Origin of the sequence: Bacillus sp. ME78 (genome assembly GCF_903970865.1) — a bacterium.
In the GTDB taxonomy this organism is placed as follows: Bacteria; Bacillota; Bacilli; order Bacillales; family Bacillaceae_G; genus Bacillus_A; species Bacillus_A cereus.
In genome coordinates this window covers 145,377-163,182 of the sequence record NZ_CAJCKK010000007.1, presented here as the reverse complement: position 1 = coordinate 163,182, position 17,806 = coordinate 145,377, and the positions used below count along the sequence as shown (strand labels likewise).

Sequence of the window (17,806 nt, the reverse complement as noted above, 5' to 3'; positions counted from 1 at the left end):
TAATAATTAGTGGGAGATAGTCCCCACTAATTAAAGTTTCATTTTATATTTGTTCCGTTGTATAGGTTGGTTCGGTTTCTTTTTGAGGCATCGTCAAAAAAATAACGGACAGAACGATACATACGCCGCCTAATAATTGATATGTTCCAAAAGATTCATTTAGCCAAGTGATTGAAACGATGGCAGCTACAAGGGGTTCAATGCTAGATAAAATGCTTGTTTCTGTTGCTGCTAAATATTTAAGACTACCGATATATAGAAGGAAAGAAAGGGTACCACTAATAATGATAAGAATAAGCATAGAAAAAGTTTTTAGTGTAAGGGTTTGTGAAAAGTGACTCCACCCGAATGAACGATTATAAATAAGTAGTGCAATTCCTCCGATTAACATCCCCCAACCAATTACTACAGTTGTCCCGCATTCTTTAATGAGAGAAGCCGGATGAAGGGTATAAAATGCAAATCCAATTGCTGTTAATAGTCCAAAAATAATAGCTTCTTTAGATAAAACAACATTTTCAATTGAGCCATTTGTAATAATAAAGTATGTTCCTATTAGCGCGGCTATAATTGCGAATAGTTGCATGGAAGCAGGGAATTTTCTTTGTTCAAATGCAACATACATGGTTATAAGAACAGGACCTAGAAATTGAAATAGTGTTGCTGTGACCGCGTTACTAATATGAACTGTTTCGATAAAGGCGTATTGCGCACCAAGCATGCCGAGAATAGAAAAAATAATAAGTTGTATAGAATATCTAGGGTGTTTCCAAATTTGAAATATGTTTTGTTTCTTTATAAGTAAGAAAGACAAAATAAATATTCCTGCAAGCAACAATCGAATTGTTAAAAAATCAATTGAGGATACATTAGTATGTTGAAATAGCCACTGAATCATTGGACCAGATAATCCCCATAATGTAGCCCCTGTAATAATCATAATGAGTCCGATACGTCTACCATTGTTCATTATCATGTTTCTCCTCTCCAGTATTTGATTTTTTATGTGTGACATGATAAAAGGAATTATATATAACTTCTGGTACTATAAAAAGTATCAGATTTTAGTTTTATTAAGGGGTCAGATATTATGTTAGAATTAACGCCTAATTTAAATATGAATAGTAAAAAGGCATTGTATGTGCAATTGTATGAGTATGTAAAAAAAGAGATTAAAGATGGATCGATTGTCCCTTTTACGAAATTACCGGCTAAGCGAAAGTTAGCGATACATTTACAAGTAAGTAAAAATACAGTAGAGGCAGCGTACGAACAATTACTTGCAGAAGGTTATATTGAGTCGATATCGAGAAAAGGTTATTTTGTATGCAAGATTGAGCAAATGGTTCATGTAGAGGATAGCGGAGATAGAATAGAAGAAGTACCGTTTCAGGAGAAGAGTTATAAATTTGATTTTACACAAACAGGAATTGATACAAATGCTTTTCCATTCAATATGTATCGGAAAATTGTAAATGAAGTATGGCAGCCGCATAATAACGAACTTCTCTTTCTAGGACACCCTCAAGGAGAAGCAAGCTTAAGAGAAGAGATTGCGAATTATTTGTATGAATCTAGAGGTGTGCGTTGTTCAGCTAGTCAAATTGTATTAGGAGCGGGAACACAAATATTAGTGAAACTATTGTTTCAATTGTTAAAGGGAAGCAATTATGCAGTTGAAAACCCAGGGTATCATAGGAAGATGGTTGTTTTTGAACAGGGAGAAGCAAGAGTCCAAATGTTATCTTTAGATAGAGATGGAATTTGTATTGCAGATTTAGAAAATAGCAATGCGAATGTTGTATTTGTTACACCTTCCCATCAGTTTCCATATGGAATGATTATGCCTATTACGAGAAGGGTGCAGCTTTTACAATGGGCGAAGAAAGAAGAGAGCAGGTATATTATTGAAGATGATTATGATAGTGAATTTCGCTATTCTGGAAAGCCTATACCGGCGCTGCAAGGGTTAGATACAGAGGGGAAAGTTATTTATATGGGGACGCTATCTAAAGCATTATTACCATCGCTACGGATGAGCTATATGGTGTTGCCGAAGAAATTAATTAAAAAGTATCAACAGCAATATTTATTTTATACACAAAGTGTTTCAAGAATGGACCAAGAAGTGATTAGAAGATTTTTAAATGAAGGCTATTGGGAAAAACATATTCATAAAATGCGTGTCGTCTACCGAAAGAAGAGAGATCGACTTGTTTTTGAAATAGAGAAGTATTTCTCTAATCGTGTTGAAGTGATAGGAGAAGATTCGGGATTACACATTTTATTAAAAGTGCATAATGGAATGCGGGAAGAAGAATTAATTCAAGAAGCTGCGAAACATAGTATCAAAATATATCCTGTGTCTACGTACTATAAAGACGATACTGCACCTGAAAATGTAGTTTTACTTGGGTTTGCGATATTATCAGAGGAAGAAATTGCGAAAGCGATTCAATTATTACACACGGCATGGTTTACAAGAAAGTAAAAAACATCCTCCAAACATGAGGATGTTTTTTATTATTTATTTTCATCTAAGAATAAGACCATATGCTCTTCGTCCCAATATTGTCCGTTATATTTTAATGAACGTTCTTGTACACCGAATGTTTTAAAACCTAATGATTCATAAAGTTTTTTCGCTCCATCGTTGCCAACAACAACATCAAGCATAACTTGTTCTACTTCTAAAGATTTAGCAAGCTCAAGACATTCTTTAATAAGTGCTTTTCCTGCTCCAAGTCCGCGCGCTTTGGGAGATACATATACAGAACCGATTTTAGCTTTATGTTCTTGTTTTACATATGGTTTCGTTTCCAGTGTTGCAACCCCGATTAATTTTCCATCTTTAAATGCACCTAGCGTATAGTTTTCATCTTGTGCTAATTTTTGTGCTTTATATTCAATCGCACACTCTTTATTAATAATATCTTCATAAGAAGAGCTGAATGCTTCAGGGTTTTGCTTTAATCCTTCTACGCGAAGTTCTAAGTAAATTTCTGCTTCGTCTTTTGTTAATACATGGATATCCAATTATATCACCCTCCAAATCTTTGCAAATGTACCTTTATTTTATATTGAAATAAGAATAATTTCAAAAGCTTAGCTTATATCAGCTGTTTTTATGAACAAAATAACACCAGTAGTGTTTACTACTACTGGTGTTTTCACACGCATATTACTCAAAAGGTAGTTCAATTATAAAGTTTGTTCCTGCTCCTAATTGGCTTGTTACTAGAATAGAACCGTTATGCAATTCTACAATTTCCTTTGCAACAGCTAGCCCGATACCTTTTCCGCCTGTAGCTCGTGTTCTAGATTTATCGACACGATAAAAGCGGTCAAAAATATGCGGGATATCTTCTTCAGGAATACCTTCACCTTCATCTTGTACACTTATTGTAAAAGAATCTGTTTTCATGAGTACACGTATCGTAATAGATGTGTTTTCTGGCGAATGTTGATAAGCGTTGTGTAATAAATTTAACATAACTTGTTCCATACGTCTTTCGTCTATGCAAACTTCTAAATCATCTTTGCAATATACATGAAGCTGCATTTGCTTATTTGTTAATGTTGTTTTTGTTTTTTCTACCATTCGTTCTAAAAATGGCTGAAGAAGTACTTTTTGTTTTTTTATAACAAATTGGTGTTGTTCTAATTGTACAAGCATAAATAAATCTTGGACGAGATTGGTTACACTATCCGTTTCATCCTCAATGATTTGTAAGTATTCTTCTCGCTCCTCTTTTGTTAAAGAGTCTCTCTTTGCTACCTTTGCATAACCTTTCATATAGGTCAATGGAGTTAATAGTTCATGAGCGACACTAGCGAGAAATTCATTGCGCTCTTTTTTCATATACGTAAGTTCACTCGATAAATCTTCAATTGTTTTTGCTAAACTACCGAGTTCATCATTTCGTTTAATACCTAATTGAATTGGCTTGTTTAATTTTGACATTTTTTCTGTCGCTCTTTTCATTTTTACAAGTGGTTCTGTAATAACGCGTGAAAAAACAAAGACAGAAATTGTTGTTAAAATAATTGTTAAAACGCTAATGATAAGAAATTGGTTCATGAGTTTAAGTAACATATTTTCTAGGAAAGATGTTTTTAATAACATATATAGCTTTCCTTGAAACTTTGTTGTGTTAAGTGGACTTACTGTTGTGATGAACTTTGATTTTTTCCAGTTCCTTTCAACGACCAACCCGCCGTCTGGGACAGTTTCTGTTTTACAAGTAAGTTGTTTTTGCATATCTTTTGTTACGGGTTCTGAGGTGGAAATAATTTTGCCGTTATGGTCAGTAATAATGATAGCTATATCGGAGTTAGAAATTGATTCCGATTCAACTAAGTGTGCAGCCTCATTCGTAATATCGAACTCAGGGTACACAGGACGTTTAGGATTTTTATTATGTTCAGCGTGTTTCATTTCTTTATAATATTCATCCCGTCTCTCGCGGCTTTTAATTTTTTTACTATAGCGATTACCTTTCTCTAAAAGAGCATCTGTTTCCTCTACAATACGCATTTTTGAAAGGCTTTTATAAAAAGATACGAAAGCAATTGTTTCAATACATAAAGCTAATATTAAAAAGTATGTCCCAATTTTAAGGGAAAGTTTACTCATTTTTTCACCATACCTTATTCATAATAAAGAGTCAGTGGTATACGATTTCCCACTGACCGAAGTAATTATTCACTTTTCCATTTATATCCGACTTTATAGACCGTTTCTAGGTAATCTTCAATCGGAAATCCTTTTTTGCGTAGTTTATCACGGATATTACGAATGTGTGAGTCAATTGTTCTATATTCGATATCTGTTTCATAGCCCCAAATTTTTTCGATTAAATCATCTCGGCTATAAGCACGGTTTGTATTTTGCAAAAATAGTCCGAGTAACGAAAATTCGATAGGAGTTAGCGAGATTTTTTCATCGTACACTGTGACAGTATGTTTCGTTTTATCCCACTCAATACCATTGAAACTAACAAAGCCATCTTTTTTTGTACGGCGTAATATAGCCTCGATTCGTGCGACTAATACATGCTCATCAAACGGTTTTGTAATATAATCATCTGCGCCCATCGTGAGGCCTTTCACCATATCGTAGTTTTGGTTGCGAGCTGTTAACATAATGATAGGAACGTTGGAAATTTGACGAATTTGATAGCAAGTATCCCATCCATCCATATTTGGCATCATAACATCTAATAAAATAATATCGAATTCTTTTTGTTCGATTAATTTTAGTGCTTCAAGGCCAGAGGTAGCTTTCATACAAAAATAGCCGCGAGGGCTTAAGAACAGATCTAATAATCGCAACATACGTTCTTCATCGTCTACTAATAAAATTTTTACCATAATCTTGTGCACCCCAAACTGTTCATTCTACTTGTATAGTTTACATGAAAATAATAAAAAACTCTTTTTATGTGATTGAATGGAGGGCTGATTTTTTCGCTCAGAGTAATTGACATAAAAAATGCACTAGTTTTGCACAACTATTTTTTATAATAGAAAACGTAGCGACACAAAATACCCTATGTTGCGACATAACGTCATGTCATTTTATTTATAAAATGACAATTCCATTCTATTGTGTATGTGAGATAGAGAGGGTTTTCGTATTCACCTCGCATCGGATAAGAAAAATTTCCTATCTCACACTTTTTTTAAAAGGAGATCATACACATGAATTCAAAAGAAGAAATTTCAAAAAAAGAAAAGCAAGATCGTAATACGGTTGTCATGTGCGTTGCCGTATCTATGGTTATTATTATAAGTTGCGTAAATAAAATTTTGGGGATTTTATAATATAAAAAAAGCTGATTGCTTCTTAAGAAGCAATCAGCTTTTTTCATTGTTAGGGGGAGTGTTCATATAATAAACCAAGGTAAAATTGCTAATCCAGAAGTTACAATTGCTGTAGTAAATATTAAAAGCATAGCTCGTTTGTTTTGTTTCATGTCACATTCTCCTCTACATATCAAGTACATGCGATCAGCGTGGGATGTAGTTCCCCACTGAGTAAAGTTTCACTTTATATTTTTAGTATAATGAATGGAAAGGTTTGGTACGATCGATAAAGGTGACATGAAGATTACATTGTTGTAATGAAAAAAACATCTTTCTTATTAAGAAAGATGTTTTTGGAAAACTCCCCCACTGAGTAAAGTTTCACCTTATATTGAAGTATTAATCATTTAAGAACAGAACCATATGTTCCTCGTCCCAATATTGACCGTTATGTTTTAATGAACGCTCTTGTACGCCGTAAGTTTGGAAACCTAATGACTCATATAATTTTTTTGCTGCATCGTTACCAACTACAACATCGAGCATAAGTTGTTCTACATGTAATTTATCGGCATTTTCAATAATTGCTTTAATTAGAGCTCGTCCTGCTCCAAGGCCACGCGCTTTTGGGGAAACAAAAACGGAGCCAATTTTTGCTTTATGTTCTTGTTTAATGAAAGGCTTTGTTTCTAAAGTAGCGATACCAATTAAATCGTTATCTTTGAAGACCCCTAGAGTATACTTATCCGGATTGCTTAATCGTTTTGCCATAGCAGCTACAGGATCCTCATGTTTAAGAACATCTTCATAAGAAGAGCTAAAAGCTTCCGGGTTCTTCGTTAAACCTTCCATACAAACTTTTAAATATATTTCTGCGTCCTCTGTCGTTAATAAGCGAATTTCCATCGTTGTAACCTCCTTGGTCGATTTTAAATAAAATAAATCCATTACTTTTATAAGAATGTGTATGCGTTTTGTTAGAAGTCTCTTTTAATTTGTAAAAGAATGAAAAGATATATGCTACAATGTTTTGTTTTAATTATGTAATGAAATTATATATTAACTTTATTAACTATTCAAGTGTTTAATATGTTACATTTTTATAACTAAAATAACTCCTCGATTGAGGAGTTATTTTAGTTATTCGATTGATAACCATCAATTCGATGTGGATGTGTGTAAATATTACAAGATTCATTTCTAATAAATCCTACGACTGTAATGCCTAAATCGTGAGCAAGTTGCAATGCTAGTTTTGTTGGGGCAGATTTAGATAGAACAATTTCACATCCGATTTTTGAAACTTTGAGTAAAATTTCGGATGAAATACGTCCGCTAAATGCGATAATTTTTCCTTTAACAGATATATCATTGCGTAAACAATGACCGTATATTTTGTCTACTGCATTATGTCTTCCGATATCCATTCTTGATAGAAGGATATTATTTCGATCACATAGCGCGGTATTGTGAACACCACCAGTTTGGCGAAAGGTAGTGGAAGATTGTTGTAAAGTATTCATTAAGTAAAAACATTCTTCAGGAGTAATTTTTACATGTATATCATGTAAGTCTTTTGCTTTTGCCGCATCGTTTACGAAAATAAAACCTTGTCTACCTTTTCCGCAGCAAGAAGTGATGTATCGTTTATTATATAAAGTTTGATAGAGCGGATTCACTTTTGATGATTTTACATGGACAATTCCGTTATCTTTTTGAACCCATAGTTCTTCAACATCGTTATAGGAAGAAATAATCCCCTCAGAAATTAAAAAACCAATTACCATATCTTCAATATAATTTGGTGTGCATACGACTGTTACATATTCTTCACCATTCAATTTAATAGTAATAGGAGATTCTGTAACAATCTCGTCAAGTTGTTTTGAAAATGTACCAGATTGATAACGTACAATTGTATAAGTCTCTTGCGTAGGCCCCATATTTAATTCCCCTTTTATATGTATTTCTCTCCCACATTTATCATAAAACAATGGGAAAAATAAAAACACCTATTAACAAGAAGATCACAGATTATTTTGGTTATTATTGTATATGTACGATATAATAGAACTGTAGAATAGTGATATTTTCAAGCTTTCGTAGTTATACCTTATAACATCTAGAATCGACTTCATAGGAAAGTATTTGGGTAGAGCGTTTCAAAAATATGTACAGTAATGCGGTTTTGAAAACGGATTCATAATTGTGTTGTACAGTTGGTTGTAAGGAGAGGGGAAACTATGGCAGAACAGACAGTCCGTGTAACCGTCGATGGTAAAGAATTTTCTGCATCAGGTGAAAAGACGATACTACAATTATTTAACGAGAGTAATTTGGAACATCCTCAAATTTGTCATGTACCAGAAGTAGATCCAATTCAAACTTGTGATACGTGTATTGTAGAAGTAAATGGAAAGTTATTGCGTGCTTGTTCAACGAAATTAGAGAACGGTATGCATATCGAAAGACAGTCCCAGCGTGCAAAAGAGGCACAGACTGAGGCAATGGATCGAATATTAGAGAATCACCTACTGTATTGTACCGTTTGTGATAACAATAATGGTAACTGTAAAGTCCATAATACAGTACATATGATGGGAATTGAGGAACAGAAATATCCGTATGAGCCAAAAGTAAGTGCGTGTGAAGTGGATATGTCACATCCATTTTATCGATATGATCCAAATCAATGTATTGCTTGTGGGCAGTGTGTAGAAGTATGTCAAAACTTACAAGTGAATGAAACTATATCGATTGATTGGAGCTTAGACCGTCCACGTGTTATATGGGACAATGGTGTAAGTATAAATGACTCATCTTGTGTAAGTTGTGGACAGTGTGTAACAGTATGTCCATGTAATGCGTTAATGGAAAAAACAATGCTGGGTGAAGCCGGATTCATGACTGGATTGAAACCGGATGTGTTAGATCCAATGATTGATTTTGTAAAGGATGTAGAGCCTGGATATAGTAGTATTTTAGCAGTTTCAGAAGTAGAGGCTGCGATGCGTAAGACGAAAGTGAATAAAACAAAAACAGTTTGTACATTTTGTGGTGTAGGTTGTTCATTTGAAGTATGGACGAAAGACCGCCAAATTTTGAAAGTACAGCCTGTTTCAGATGCGCCGGTTAACGGTATTTCCACATGTGTAAAAGGAAAATTTGGATGGGATTTTGTAAACAGTGAAGATCGTATTACAAAGCCATTAATTCGCCAAGGAGATATGTTTGTTGAAGCTTCATGGGAAGAGGCTCTTGAAGTTGTTGCATCCAATATGCAGCATATTAAATCAGAATATGGAAGTGATGCATTTGGATTTATTTCTTCTTCGAAAGTAACGAATGAAGAAAATTATCTTATGCAAAAACTAGCCCGTCAAATATATGGAACGAATAATGTAGACAACTGTTCCCGTTATTGTCAATCTCCAGCAACAGATGGTTTATTTAAAACTGTCGGTATGGGAGGGGACGCTGGAACAGTGAAGGATATTGCGGAAGCAGGCCTTGTCATTATCGTTGGAGCAAATCCAACAGAAGGACATCCTGTACTTGCAACGCGTGTAAAACGTGCTCATAAATTACATGACCAAAAATTAATTGTGGCGGACCTTCGTAAACATGAAATGGCAGAGCGTGCGGATTTATTCATTCATCCGCGCCAAGGAACTGATTATGTATGGCTCGCTGGTATTACGAAATATATTATTGATCAAGATTGGCACGATAAAAAGTTCATAGCTGAAAATGTGAAGAATTTTGATGAATATAGCAAAATGGTAGAAAAGTATACGCTTGATTATACAGAAGAAATTACGGGGATTTCGAAAGAAAATCTGAAAGAAATGGCTCGTATGGTATATGAAGCAGATGGTACTTGTGTACTTTGGGGAATGGGTGTAACTCAAAATACTGGAGGAAGTACAACTTCAGCAGCAATTTCAAATCTATTGCTTGTTACGGGTAATTATCGTCGTCCTGGTGCAGGAGCATATCCATTACGCGGACATAATAACGTACAAGGCGCTTGTGATATGGCAACATTACCAAACTGGCTTCCAGGTTACCAAGCAGTTTCAGATGATGCGCTCCGTGCGAAATTTGAAAAAGCATACGGTACTACAATTCCGAAAGCACCAGGCTTAAATAATATTGCAATGTTACTTGCGGCAGATGAAGGAAAACTGCGTGGTATGTATGTTATGGGTGAAGAAATGGCTTTAGTAGATTCGAATGCCAACCATGTACAACATATTTTAGCGAATTTAGATTTCCTTGTTGTTCAAGATATGTTCTTATCGAAAACAGCTCGTTTTGCTGATGTTATTTTACCGGCAGCACCAAGCTTAGAAAAAGAGGGAACATTTACGAATACAGAGCGCCGTATTCAAAGATTATATGAAGTATTGAAGCCGCTTGGTGATTCAAAGCCAGACTGGTGGATTTTACAAAAAGTAGCTCGTGCACTTGGCGGGGACTGGAATTATGAAAATCCAAGTGAAATCATGGATGAAATTGCATCGCTTGCACCTTTATATTCTCAGGCAACATACGATCGTTTAGAAGGATGGAATAGTTTATGTTGGGGTAGCCATGATGGCAGCGATACACCACTATTATATGTGGACGGATTTAACTTCCCAGATAAACTAGCTCGTCTATCATTAGATGAATGGGTACCACCAGTTGTAGCGCCAGATGAGTATGATTTACTTTTAAATAATGGTCGTATGTTAGAACATTTCCATGAAGGGAATATGACGAATAAATCGGCTGGTATTTTATCTAAAGTATCTGAAGTGTTCGTTGAAATCTCGCCTGAACTTGCCCTAGAGCGCAATGTGAAAGATGGTGGTCTTGTAGAATTAGCATCACCATTTGGGAAAATTAAAGTACAGGCACTTGTTACAGATCGTGTAACGGGGAAAGAGCTATATTTACCGATGCATGCAACGGTAAATGAAGAGGCAATCAATATTTTAACTGGAACGGCGACAGATCTTTATACGTGTACACCAGCGTACAAACAAACGATGGTAAAGATGCGTGTACTACGTGAAAAAGGGAATCGTCCGTTACCATCTTCAAACCCGAGAGATAAAAAGCGTAATCCGCAAAACGGTGTTGAAATCCAGCAAAAATGGCAAAGAAAACAATACGTATCACTTGTGGACTAGGGGGCGGAGAGAGTGGCGAAAGAAATTACTGTAATTAAAAAGAAAGTTGTAACAGAGGAAGAACAGAAACAGCAAGTAGCAGATGAACTTCTAAATGAGCTATCTAATAATCGTGAAGCAGTAGAAGAAACGATGCAGCTTTTAGCACAGTTGCAGAAGGCTGGTATATTAGATGCGGCAATTAGTTTACTTGCTGCGAAGGAAGATGTTTCAAAAATCGCTGTGGAGCAATTAAATCGTGAACCCGTTAAAAATGCGTTAAATAATATGATGGGGGCAGGAGAAGCGTTATCTTCAGTTGACCCAGAAATAACGAAGCAAATTACGTCAAGTTTAGTTACAGGATTGCAATTTGCAACAGATGAATTAAATAGTGGCAAAAAAACAAAAGTGATGGATTTCTTTAAAGTATTAAAAGATCCAGATATCAATAGAGCTATTACATTCGGTTTTAGCTTCTTGAAAGCATTTGGACAAGGGCTAGAGAAAAAATAGAATAAATGAAAAAGTGATGGGAAGTAGCCATCACTTTTTTCATTATATGTATAAGAGTGTTCATGTTAAGCGGAATATATTATTATTAAAAAGATGGATTAGAACTGGAAATATGGAATCCATCTCAAATACCGTTTTAGAATTTGGAGGAATATATGCAACACCGTAAAAAACTATCTATACCAGGAGTAATGAGACATTCCTTTCAAACAGTTAAATTTGCTTTTTGGAATGTATTAACTTTTCAACTTGCTTATAAATTATTAGCAGCGATTGTGTTTGTTCCGCTATTTGGAATTATTTTTAATAAGTTATTGTATTTTGGTGGTTATGCAAATGCGACAAATGATGAATTATTAGCGTTTTTAAAGACGCCTTATGGCATCTTAGCAATCGTAATTTTATCATTGTTAGCACTGTTTCTTATCTTTACGGAATTTGCGGTGCTTATTATTATTTCGTATTTCGCTCATAAAAGACAGAAGGTGAAATTACGTCCGATTTTATATAAAACGGTAACGTATTTACCTACTCTTTTCACATATTGCTTACCAGGATTTATTTTATATGCTGTCGTATTGTTGCCTCTTTTAAATATGGGATATGAAACGGCATTAATCCCGCAAATTCAAATTCCTAACTTTATTACAGGAGAACTGTTTAAGACAACGATGGGGCAAGTTGGTTATTACACGTTCTTTGCTGTAGTCGCGTATTTGAATCTTCGATGGATTTTCGTTCTACCTATTGTTGTTTTAGAGCAAAAATCATTTCGCGTGGCAGCACGTAAAAGTGCAAATTTAGTAAAGGAAAGCTTTTTTAAAGTACTACTCTTTTTAGTAGGATTTTTTATTTCAATTGGAATTGTATATGTCGTATTTTTGGGAATATATTTATTGTGCCTATGGGGTGTTTATGAATTTACAAACCCGAAAGGAACATTTGCATTATTAGCTGAATCAACGATTTCTGTATTTTTAACGAGCACATTGTATTTATTCAGCTTTATCGTGACGCCATTTTATATTATGGCGATTACGCGATTATACTTACAAAAGGTACCGGTTGAAGATGTTTTATTAGAAGAAGGATTAGATTATTCGAAAACGAAAGCAGATAAATGTTTCTTCCAAAAACATCGTTGGAAATTCATTGGCGTATACATTGTAGGGATTATTACTGCGGGAATGGTCGTTGCCTTCATTGTAACGTTTATTTCAAATTCGTATAAAGAACCGATTATTATGGCGCACCGCGGGTATATATCAAAAGGTGTAGAAAATACGAAAGAAGCTGTGCAAGGTGCTATTGATGCAAAAGCAGACTACGCTGAAATAGATGTATTACAAACGAAAGACGGTGAACTAGCGGTTATACATGATTTGAAGCTGAAACGTCTCGCAAATGCAAATGTGCATGTGTCAGATTTAACGATGGCTGAGTTAAGGCAGCTTACCCTTAGTCAAGATGGACTTTCAGGACAAATAAGTACACTTGATGAAATCATTAAGCTAGCAAATGGCAAAATCAAACTTAATATAGAAGTGAAGCTTCATGGGGGCGAAAAAGACTTTGTAAACAAAGTCTTAAAAACGATTAAAGATAATGAATTTGAGAAGCAATGTGTAATTCAAACGTTACACTATCCGCTTATTAAAGAGTTTAAGCGTGCAAATCCAGATATAAAAGTAGGGTATATATTGTATGCAAGTAGAGCTAACTTAAAGAATGTGAAGGCTGACTTTTACGTAGCAGAAGAATATATGTTAAATAAGAAATTAGTAAAAGAAGCAAGGAAGTTAAACAAACCAATTTACGTATGGACAGTAAATGATATGGAAAATTTAAAGGCATATTATAAGTTAAACGTAGATGGTATCATAACTGATTACCCTGAAGATGCACGTGAAACAATTAAGATGTTAAAAGAGCAAGAAGCGGAAGAAAGTGATCTGTTTGATAAAATTACTGAAACGACAGATGATTTGTTTTTAAAATTATTTATAAGTTACCCAGCTGCTAGCTAAATGCTAGCAGCTGTTTTTTTGTGAAAAGAATATATCTCTAAAGTATTAAGTAAAGTAATAACTGTATATGTATACGTTATCGCTTAGTTTTTTACATTGTTACATTATTGTCAAATAATAAATGATTACTGTTTATTTTGAAGAAGTATAATAAAAATTGAGTGAAAGATAATGGAATGTCACGAAACCCCTAATAGAATCAATGTTTTATATATTTACACTATTCTAAATATATAAACTTTAGAAAAATGATATGTTAGCGTTTTCATAACTTTTAAGTTATGCTAGAATAAGGACATAAGTTATTAATTATTACAAAAAGAAAAAAGAATCTCTTTTTTCTGTTAATTATAAGGGGGCATTTCATTATGCGTATTGGGGTACCAGCAGAAATTAAAAACAACGAAAACCGTGTGGCAATGACACCAGCAGGTGTTGTACATTTAATTCGTAACAATCACGAAGTATTCATTCAAAAGGGTGCAGGTTTAGGATCTGGTTTCACAGACGCTCAATATGTTGAAGCGGGAGCAAAAATTGTTGATACAGCTGAAGAAGCTTGGAACATGGAAATGGTTATGAAAGTTAAAGAACCAATTGAAAGCGAATACAAACACTTCAGTGAAGGCTTAATCTTATTCACATACTTACACTTAGCTCCAGAGCCAGAATTAACAAAAGCGTTAATTGAGAAGAAAGTTGTTGCGATTGCATATGAAACAGTACAATTAGAAAACCGTTCTCTACCATTACTTGCACCTATGAGTGAAGTAGCTGGTCGTATGGCTGCACAAATTGGTGCGCAATTCCTTGAGAAAAACAAAGGCGGTAAAGGTATCTTACTTGCAGGTGTTCCAGGAGTTAAACGTGGTAAAGTAACAATCATCGGTGGTGGACAAGCTGGTACAAATGCTGCTAAAATTGCAGTTGGACTAGGTGCGGATGTAACAATCATCGACTTAAGCGCAGAACGTCTTCGTCAATTAGATGACATTTTCGGAAACCAAGTAAAAACTTTAATGTCTAATCCTTACAATATTGCAGAAGCTGTAAAAGAGTCTGATCTTGTAATCGGTGCAGTATTAATCCCAGGTGCAAAAGCTCCAAAACTTGTAACAGAAGAAATGATTAAATCAATGGAACCAGGTTCTGTTGTTGTAGATATCGCGATTGACCAAGGTGGTATTTTCGAAACAACTGACCGTATTACAACTCATGATAACCCAACTTACGAAAAACACGGCGTTGTTCATTATGCAGTTGCAAACATGCCAGGTGCGGTTCCACGTACATCAACTCTTGCATTAACAAACGTAACAGTACCATATGCAGTACAAATTGCTAACAAAGGCTACAAAGAAGCTTGCCTAGGCAACTCTGCATTACTAAAAGGTATTAACACATTAGATGGCTATGTAACATTTGAAGCAGTTGCAGAAGCTCACGGTGTAGAGTACAAAGGTGCTAAAGAATTATTAGAAGCAGAAACAGTATCTTGCTAATAGAAGCATTATACAAAACAAAATCGAACAATATATAATACAACATGATAAGAGCTAAGAGATAATACCTCTTAGCTCTTCTTAGTAAAAGGGGGCATACATCGTGGCCAACCTATTTAAAAAGAAATCCGTTACGCAATTGTTAGGGGAAAGTAAAAGTAAAACTTTGACGAAAACGCTAGGGGCATTTGACCTAACAATGCTAGGGATTGGTGCGATAATTGGTACAGGAGTTCTAGTATTAACTGGATTAGTAGCAGCAAGAGATGCTGGTCCAGCAGTTATTTTTTCATTTATGATTGCAGCAATTGTTTGTGGATTTGCAGCATTATGTTATGCAGAAGTTGCATCTACACTTCCTGTTTCAGGTAGTGTGTACACATATTCGTATGCAACAATTGGTGAGTTTGTTGCTCATTTAATGGGATGGACATTACTATCCGTATATGTCGTAACGACTGCCGCAGTAGCTGGCGGATGGACTGGTTATTTCAATAATTTAGTGAGTGGACTGGGACTTGAAATTCCGAAAGCGTTGCTAACAATTCCAGCGCAAGGTGGTATGGTAAACTTACCAGCAGTTATCGTTACGTTAGTGATAACTTGGTTATTATCACGAGGTACGAAAGAAAGTAAGCGTGTGAATAACATAATGGTATTAATTAAAATTGGTATTGTTGTTTTATTCATTGCAGTTGGTGTATTCTACGTGAAACCAGAAAACTGGATACCATTTGCACCTTACGGTTTAAGTGGAGTGTTCGCAGGGGGAGCAGCAGTATTCTTTGCTTTCTTAGGATTTGATGCATTAGCAACTTCTGCTGAAGAAGTAAAAAATCCGCAACGTGATCTACCAATTGGTATTATTGCTTCGTTAGTTATTTGTACAATCATTTATGTTGTAGTTTGTCTCGTTATGACGGGTATGGTTTCTTATAAAGAGCTAGATGTACCGGAAGCGATGGCATATGTGTTAGAGGTTGTAGGACAAGATAAAGTGGCTGGTGTAATTGCTATTGGAGCTGTAATCGGTATTATGGCTGTAATTTTCGCTTACATTTATGCGACAACACGTGTATTCTTCGCAATGAGTCGTGACGGTTTATTACCAAAATCTTTTGCGAAAATTAACAAGAAGACTGAAGCGCCAACATTTTCAGTTTGGTTAACAGGAATTGGTAGTGCTTTAATTGCTGGATTTATCGATTTAAAAGAATTGTCGAATTTAGCGAATATTGGAGCGTTATTAACATTCGCCATGGTTGGTGTAACTGTTATCATTCTTCGTAAAACGCATCCGAAATTACAACGTGGATTTATGGTACCACTTGTACCGATCTTACCGATTATTTCAATTGCATGTTGTCTATTCTTAATGGTAAATTTACCGTTAACAACATGGATATACTTTGGTATTTGGTTAGCGATTGGAGTAGTTGTATACTTTGTTTATTCGAAAAAACATAGTCATTTAAAAGACGATGGAAGTTCGCAGGATAATTTAGAACAAGCTAATTAAAGGGATATAAACACAGTAAGCCTTGTGCGTCTAGGGAGCGCGCAAGGCTTTTTCTTTTTTTGAAATAAAGGGAACATATATTACTTTGTTGAATTTTTATGTCGGAATATGAAAAAAGGGTGTGAGAAAAATGGAAGAAATAAAAGTTGTTGTTGGAGCAGAGGATTATAATAATAACCCTGGTTGGTTACATACGAATGAAGAAGAATTAAATTTATTACGGAGAGAAACTTGGCTTGATAAGTTTCAATCTAATTCTTTATCAGTCATTTTGGCAGAGCATGTATGGGAGCATTTATCATATGAAGAAGGAATTGAAGCTGCAAAAATTTGTTATGAGTTTTTAATGGAGAATGGATATATTCGTTGTGCAGTACCAGATGCATTTTTTCCAGATGAAGAATATCAGCAAGGGGTACAAGTGGGGGGACCTGGTCCATTAGATCATCCTGCAGCAAGCCATAAAATTGTTCATAACTATAAAACAATCACGTCCATGTTTGAATCAGCAGGTTTTCAAGTGAGGCTCTTAGAATACTGTGATGAGAATGGTAAGTTTCACTATAATGATTGGAATGAGAAAGATGGATTTATTTATCGTTCGAAACGTTTTGACCATAGAAATCGGGATAATCAGTTAGGATTTGTTTCTTTAATTGTGGATGCGGTGAAAAATGAAAAGTAAGTAAAAAAGGGTGTGCGAATTGTACATCCTTTTTTGTATGAGAATATAGAGGATGCGGAAAATATGTATATGCCTTACTAAAATGTGAACGAAATGTTCATAAAAAAAATTCAGATTTCATTGACACATATGAGTAGGCGCTCATATAATAAGAGTATAAGATATATGAATGATTGTTCATATGTTCAATTAAAGAGGTGAGCTATAATGGCTGGAAATAAAGTAGAAACACCACAAGAGACATGTTCTCAAACGATAATTCATGAAGAAGTTGTTGAGCAAGTAAAACAAACAATTCCAACTGATGAAAGTTTAAGTAAAGTAGCAGAACTATTTAAAGTATTAGGTGACCGTACACGTACGAGAATATTACATGCGCTATTTGAAGCTGAAATGTGCGTTTGTGATTTAGCTTATTTATTAGGAATGACACAATCATCTATTTCGCATCAGCTTCGTGTGTTAAAGCAAGCGAAACTTGTGAAGAATCGTAAAGAAGGAAAGGTTGTTTATTATTCGTTAGCTGACCAGCACGTAATTCATATCTTCGAGCAAGCGTTTGAACACGTAAACGAAGAAGAATAAAAAGA

15 protein-coding genes are annotated in these 17,806 nt (G+C 34.9%); 9 read left to right on the top strand and 6 right to left on the bottom strand.

Features of this window, described 5'->3' with window-relative positions; translation table 11 throughout:
* Positions 1 to 43 precede the first annotated feature (43 nt).
* Positions 44 to 970 (bottom strand): DMT family transporter, encoded by a 927-nt coding sequence (locus H6481_RS11275; RefSeq protein ID WP_182811677.1) that lies wholly within the window; start codon positions 968 to 970, stop codon positions 44 to 46.
* 120 nt (positions 971 to 1,090) lie between these two features.
* Here H6481_RS11275 and H6481_RS11270 point away from each other — a divergent pair, with 120 nt between their 5' ends.
* The gene (locus tag H6481_RS11270; protein WP_182811674.1) at positions 1,091 to 2,491 is read left to right on the top strand and encodes a PLP-dependent aminotransferase family protein; all 1,401 of its coding nucleotides are present in this window, start codon (positions 1,091 to 1,093) and stop codon (positions 2,489 to 2,491) included.
* A 32-nt stretch (positions 2,492 to 2,523) separates the two neighbouring features.
* On the opposite strand, the gene H6481_RS11265 is transcribed toward H6481_RS11270, so the two are convergent.
* The 3 genes from H6481_RS11265 to H6481_RS11255 all read right to left on the bottom strand — a co-directional run bounded on the left by H6481_RS11265 (position 2,524) and on the right by H6481_RS11255 (position 5,373).
* The gene (locus H6481_RS11265) at positions 2,524 to 3,036 is read right to left on the bottom strand and encodes a GNAT family N-acetyltransferase (RefSeq protein WP_000351212.1); all 513 of its coding nucleotides are present in this window, start codon (positions 3,034 to 3,036) and stop codon (positions 2,524 to 2,526) included.
* Between the two features lie 145 nt (positions 3,037 to 3,181).
* Entirely contained in the window at positions 3,182 to 4,636 is a 1,455-nt protein-coding gene (locus tag H6481_RS11260; RefSeq protein ID WP_161520017.1) for a HAMP domain-containing sensor histidine kinase, read from the bottom strand.
* A 65-nt stretch (positions 4,637 to 4,701) separates the two neighbouring features.
* Entirely contained in the window at positions 4,702 to 5,373 is a 672-nt protein-coding gene (locus H6481_RS11255) for a response regulator transcription factor (protein WP_000238956.1), read from the bottom strand.
* 330 nt (positions 5,374 to 5,703) lie between these two features.
* On the opposite strand from H6481_RS11255, the gene H6481_RS28790 reads away from it, so the two are divergent.
* Positions 5,704 to 5,826: a hypothetical protein gene (locus H6481_RS28790; RefSeq protein ID WP_001085006.1), complete on the top strand. Its 123-nt coding sequence runs from the start codon at positions 5,704 to 5,706 to the stop codon at positions 5,824 to 5,826.
* Positions 5,827 to 6,207: 381 nt separating this feature from the next.
* Here the strand turns inward: H6481_RS28790 and H6481_RS11250 are convergent, their stop codons facing one another.
* Entirely contained in the window at positions 6,208 to 6,714 is a 507-nt protein-coding gene (locus tag H6481_RS11250; protein WP_000405875.1) for a GNAT family N-acetyltransferase, read from the bottom strand.
* Between the two features lie 230 nt (positions 6,715 to 6,944).
* Complete coding sequence (fdhD, locus tag H6481_RS11245; protein ID WP_182811671.1) at positions 6,945 to 7,751, bottom strand: formate dehydrogenase accessory sulfurtransferase FdhD; 807 nt, start codon at positions 7,749 to 7,751, stop codon at positions 6,945 to 6,947.
* A gap of 300 nt (positions 7,752 to 8,051) precedes the next feature.
* On the opposite strand from fdhD, the gene fdhF reads away from it, so the two are divergent.
* From fdhF to H6481_RS11210, 7 genes are all read left to right on the top strand, one after another.
* A complete protein-coding gene (gene fdhF, locus H6481_RS11240) occupies positions 8,052 to 10,988 on the top strand; it encodes a formate dehydrogenase subunit alpha (RefSeq protein WP_182811668.1) in 2,937 nt (978 codons plus the stop codon).
* Between the two features lie 12 nt (positions 10,989 to 11,000).
* The gene (locus H6481_RS11235; protein WP_001040540.1) at positions 11,001 to 11,483 is read left to right on the top strand and encodes a DUF1641 domain-containing protein; all 483 of its coding nucleotides are present in this window, start codon (positions 11,001 to 11,003) and stop codon (positions 11,481 to 11,483) included.
* A 155-nt stretch (positions 11,484 to 11,638) separates the two neighbouring features.
* Positions 11,639 to 13,510, top strand: coding sequence for a glycerophosphodiester phosphodiesterase (locus H6481_RS11230; RefSeq protein ID WP_001164720.1), 1,872 nt, complete (start codon positions 11,639 to 11,641; stop codon positions 13,508 to 13,510).
* Positions 13,511 to 13,878: 368 nt separating this feature from the next.
* On the top strand, positions 13,879 to 15,012 hold the full coding sequence (gene ald, locus H6481_RS11225; protein ID WP_001219741.1) for an alanine dehydrogenase: 1,134 nt from the start codon (positions 13,879 to 13,881) through the stop codon (positions 15,010 to 15,012).
* Between the two features lie 103 nt (positions 15,013 to 15,115).
* Positions 15,116 to 16,531 (top strand): amino acid permease, encoded by a 1,416-nt coding sequence (locus H6481_RS11220; protein ID WP_001284897.1) that lies wholly within the window; start codon positions 15,116 to 15,118, stop codon positions 16,529 to 16,531.
* 130 nt (positions 16,532 to 16,661) lie between these two features.
* A complete protein-coding gene (locus H6481_RS11215; RefSeq protein WP_061661010.1) occupies positions 16,662 to 17,216 on the top strand; it encodes a hypothetical protein in 555 nt (184 codons plus the stop codon).
* Positions 17,217 to 17,423: 207 nt separating this feature from the next.
* The gene (locus tag H6481_RS11210) at positions 17,424 to 17,801 is read left to right on the top strand and encodes a metalloregulator ArsR/SmtB family transcription factor (RefSeq protein WP_000918378.1); all 378 of its coding nucleotides are present in this window, start codon (positions 17,424 to 17,426) and stop codon (positions 17,799 to 17,801) included.
* Positions 17,802 to 17,806: the final 5 nt, after the last annotated feature.

Excerpts from the sequence above, each read along its gene's own strand:
- H6481_RS11275 (WP_182811677.1), bottom strand. The coding sequence starts at position 970 with ATGAACAATGGTAGACGTATCGGACTCATTATGATTATTACAGGGGCT.
- H6481_RS11270 (WP_182811674.1), top strand. The coding sequence starts at position 1,091 with ATGTTAGAATTAACGCCTAATTTAAATATGAATAGTAAAAAGGCATTG.
- H6481_RS11260 (WP_161520017.1), bottom strand. The coding sequence starts at position 4,636 with ATGAGTAAACTTTCCCTTAAAATTGGGACATACTTTTTAATATTAGCT.
- H6481_RS11255 (WP_000238956.1), bottom strand. The coding sequence starts at position 5,373 with ATGGTAAAAATTTTATTAGTAGACGATGAAGAACGTATGTTGCGATTA.
- H6481_RS28790 (WP_001085006.1), top strand. The coding sequence starts at position 5,704 with ATGAATTCAAAAGAAGAAATTTCAAAAAAAGAAAAGCAAGATCGTAAT.
- H6481_RS11250 (WP_000405875.1), bottom strand. The coding sequence starts at position 6,714 with ATGGAAATTCGCTTATTAACGACAGAGGACGCAGAAATATATTTAAAA.
- fdhD (WP_182811671.1), bottom strand. The coding sequence starts at position 7,751 with ATGGGGCCTACGCAAGAGACTTATACAATTGTACGTTATCAATCTGGT.
- fdhF (WP_182811668.1), top strand. The coding sequence starts at position 8,052 with ATGGCAGAACAGACAGTCCGTGTAACCGTCGATGGTAAAGAATTTTCT.
- H6481_RS11230 (WP_001164720.1), top strand. The coding sequence starts at position 11,639 with ATGCAACACCGTAAAAAACTATCTATACCAGGAGTAATGAGACATTCC.
- ald (WP_001219741.1), top strand. The coding sequence starts at position 13,879 with ATGCGTATTGGGGTACCAGCAGAAATTAAAAACAACGAAAACCGTGTG.
- H6481_RS11215 (WP_061661010.1), top strand. The coding sequence starts at position 16,662 with ATGGAAGAAATAAAAGTTGTTGTTGGAGCAGAGGATTATAATAATAAC.
- H6481_RS11210 (WP_000918378.1), top strand. The coding sequence starts at position 17,424 with ATGGCTGGAAATAAAGTAGAAACACCACAAGAGACATGTTCTCAAACG.